The 3,288-nt window shown below is 60.0% G+C and carries 4 protein-coding genes; 2 read left to right on the top strand and 2 right to left on the bottom strand.

The window, feature by feature from the left end; translation table 11 throughout:
* A partial coding sequence (locus AC1D1Z_RS35525; protein WP_477853479.1) for a HAMP domain-containing protein occupies positions 1–1,331 on the bottom strand: 1,331 nt, incomplete at its 3' end.
* A 321-nt stretch (positions 1,332–1,652) separates the two neighbouring features.
* Here AC1D1Z_RS35525 and AC1D1Z_RS35520 point away from each other — a divergent pair.
* Together AC1D1Z_RS35520 and AC1D1Z_RS35515 are read left to right on the top strand one after the other, a co-directional pair.
* Entirely contained in the window at positions 1,653–1,961 is a 309-nt protein-coding gene (locus AC1D1Z_RS35520; RefSeq protein ID WP_477853477.1) for a hypothetical protein, read from the top strand.
* Positions 1,962–2,399: 438 nt separating this feature from the next.
* Positions 2,400–2,906: a hypothetical protein gene (locus AC1D1Z_RS35515; RefSeq protein ID WP_018245869.1), complete on the top strand. Its 507-nt coding sequence runs from the start codon at positions 2,400–2,402 to the stop codon at positions 2,904–2,906.
* Between the two features lie 23 nt (positions 2,907–2,929).
* Here the strand turns inward: AC1D1Z_RS35515 and AC1D1Z_RS35510 are convergent.
* The coding region (locus AC1D1Z_RS35510; RefSeq protein WP_477853474.1) for an endonuclease/exonuclease/phosphatase family protein at positions 2,930–3,288 on the bottom strand (359 nt) is incomplete at its 5' end.

Here is a 3,288-nt window from a genome sequence, read left to right as displayed (position 1 = left end):
ATCTTGCCCATCGCGTCGATGGCGCTTGCAACGACCTGGGATGACGAATCGGCCACCTGTTTGGTGTCCGTGATGATCTGGTGGGCATCATCGGCGCAGGCCGCCGACGAACGAACCGTAGTAGTGATCTCTTCGATAGCTGCGGCTATCTCTTCGAGTGCGACGGCCTGTTGTTCGGTGCGCCGCGCAAGATCGTTCGCGGCAAGATCCATCTGACCGGCGTTCCCTTCGATCATCCGGGTGTTGGTGCGGATCTGGTCGATCGTTTCCTGCAGCCGGAGGAGCGACGAGTTGAAATCGTTACGAAGCTGCTCCAATCGGCCGAAGAAGGGGGTTGCGATCGTCTGAGAAATGTCGCCCCGTGCCAGACGTCCGAGACCTTCCGCCAGCGCCGTAACCGCGAAGTCTATCTGCTCTTCGACCGTGCGTTTTTCTTCATCATTGCGATGCCGCTCCTCCTCGGCCCTCGATCGCTCGACCTCGCTACGCTCCTCGATCTCGACTTTGGCGATGGCATTATTCTTGAATACGCCCAGGGCGCGGGCCATATCGCCGATTTCATCGGCTCGGCTGTCACCGACGATGGATGTTTCGAGTTTGCCGTCCGCCAAGCGCCTCATAGCCGAGGTGATCTGATTGATCGGCCCCTTGAGCGTAACGGTCAGCCCGACGCCTGCGAGGATTGCGATCACCACGCCGAGGATCGTCGTTCCCAGGGACATCGAATTGGCATCCGCGCGTTCCTCAGCAGCATTCTGCCGCTGCACTTCGGCGAATGCAGTCAACTGAGACCACATCCGGTCCACGTCGGCCGCGGCCAAATGGAATTCGTCCTGGCGCTGCGCGCTGATGCGAACGAGGTCGGTGGCAGCCTTCTGCATTTTGTCCAGCGCCGGCAGAAGCTTGGCTTTGAGATTATCGAACTGCGCGACACCGCCGGCATTGGAAATCAGCGTGTCCAGGCCCTTTCTGACAGCCGCGATTTCCTGCGAAAGCCGCTGGAGATTGGCGTCCGTTGGCGCCAAGGTCAGTTTCGCCATAACGATCTGAATCACGTAAGCCGAGGTCGTGAGTTTCTGGCCGTCTCTCTGGCTGGTTTTGGCGCGCTCGACCGTTTTGGCGGTCTCGGCCGCCTTATCCGTAACCGCCTTCACGCGCCGTGAGGCGACCTCCTGCAATTCGGGCAGCCTGCCGACGATATGGCTCGTCGCATTCCTGAGACCGGCTGTACGCTCCTCGGTCTGGCTGGAGGCTTCGACAAGCGGCTTCAACGAAGCAATGGCATCGTCAATCGCCTTTTTGGCTTCCGGTGCCTCGCCGCCGAGCGCCATTCCCACGATGCGCTGCTGCCGGGTGAGTTCCTCCATATCGGGGCCGCCGATAGGGGCGGCGGCTTGAGCCTTGTCGTTTAGCGATTGGGCGAAGGAGGCGAAGTCCGAAATGCGCTGTGCATCGCCCAACGTATTGCGGGCTTCATCTTCCTGCATGTCGGCGGCGCGCTGGAGGACCTTGGAGCCTTCAACGATATCCGTCTGGGACGACACGACGACGCTCTGCGCCTTCTGTAGATCGGTAAAGAGCGCCGACCGAGTTTCCTGAAGTTGCCACAGTGTATCCATGCGGGCCGAAATTCCGTCGATGGAAGACAGCGCTTGCTCCAGCTCCTGCTGACCGCCGCGATCCGCGGTGAGCCTATCGATGCCGGATTTCAGAAGAACGCGCTGATCGGCAAGTTTGCGGGTGACAACATCGCGGTTTTCTTGCGTGGCATTGGCGAGGAATTCGCCCATCGCGGCCGACAAATCGCGAAATCCGCTCAACGACTGCAGAACGGAATTGGAAATATCCATCCGCCCCTGAAGCAAGCTCGACGCATAAAAACCGGTCGCACCCACGGCCATGATGCTGAAGACGAAGGGAACGATGAACACCATCACCTGCGTCTGGATGCGAACACGTGACAACAGCCTTCCCAACATGAGTCCCTCCTCGGCTCACAGTCTCGTTGCGGCGCCTTGGCGCAGGGCTGTTGCAGATCGCCTCCCTTCGAGTGAAATCCTCCTTCCGCCTGAGGCGGCAGCCACGGGTTTGCTCGCAACCAACGGCTGCTCGCCCCTCCTCTTGACCTTCCGAAATTCCTAGATCCGTCGGAAGGAAATGGCTTGAAGCAGACAATCAATCTCGGGTGAAGATACCGGTCCCCTCGAACCGGCTCTGCACATAATCCCTGCCGGACGCATGACGCATCAGTGGAATAAATATTTCATACTGCACAACTCGTGAAATATTCGTTTCAATATTCGCCGAAACCAGCATTTTGTCCAGCCCGAGGGCGGGCAGCCGATGCATCCTTCTGAGCCGTCGGGCGTTCTATCGCCAGGAACAACTGGAGACGCATCATGTTCAAGGACGAACGCGGGGACATCGGCACAGACAAGGGTATGCGCGACGGTGTGGAAACCGCACCGGCCTCCTTCGAAGAGGCGAATATCAACCCTGATCTCATCAGACGTGAGGGTTTTGCCAGCGAGGCCGAGTATCGGGCGTATATTGCCACGCTCGGTGGTCATGCCCCGGTTGAAGGCACCGTCGAGGAACCTCTCCTGGTCTCCGATGGTCATGCCCTCGAAGGCCGGCTGCGAGAACTGAGAGAAGAGATCGAAAACCTTCGCGCTCGCCTTCACGTGATCCAACAACAGGCCGCGACCGTCGTTACAGAGAACGTCCGATGGGCCGATGCAAGCGCTCATGCGCAGCTCGGCAATCAGCCCTGGCTCAAGCTGGCAGCCGCAATGGCGGCGACCTTCGTCGTCACGAGGGGCATCAGGCGACTGCCTCTGGGTGCCGTGGCGACGACGGCGTTGCCGTTGGTGGCGGCGGCGATGAACCGGAAGTTCGCCAGGTGAAAATCGTCAGCAGCGATGACTGATCAGGCGAAACCGATTTCGGCAAACAGAGGGAGGTGGTCAGAGGCAACCCTTGTCAGGCGGTTTTGCAGGACCGCCGCTTGCTTGACGATGAGATCGTCGCTGACGAAGATGTGGTCGAGGCGCATCAGCGGGTAACGGGAGGGAAAGGTCGCTCTCGGCGCGGCGTCGCCTGCGAGCTGGGCGTCCTTCAATGACCGCGTGGCAAGTCGGTAAGTCGCTGATGACGGAATGGCGTTGAAATCGCCGCAGAGAATGGTGGGAAGAGGCTCGTCCGCCGTGCCGCGCAGCCAGCCCGAGTTCAGCAGCGTCGTCATCTGCCGGATGCGCTCGCGGCCGCGAAGGCCGAGATGGGTGTTGA

The sequence above is a fragment of the Rhizobium sp. P1_E1 genome (assembly GCF_056406015.1).
Note: the sequence above shows the minus strand (reverse complement) of the source record. Positions and strands in the feature narration are given on the sequence as shown.

Bases quoted from the DNA above. Each gene is read 5' to 3' on its own strand.
- AC1D1Z_RS35515 (WP_018245869.1), top strand. From the start codon at position 2,400: ATGTTCAAGGACGAACGCGGGGACATCGGCACAGACAAGGGTATGCGC.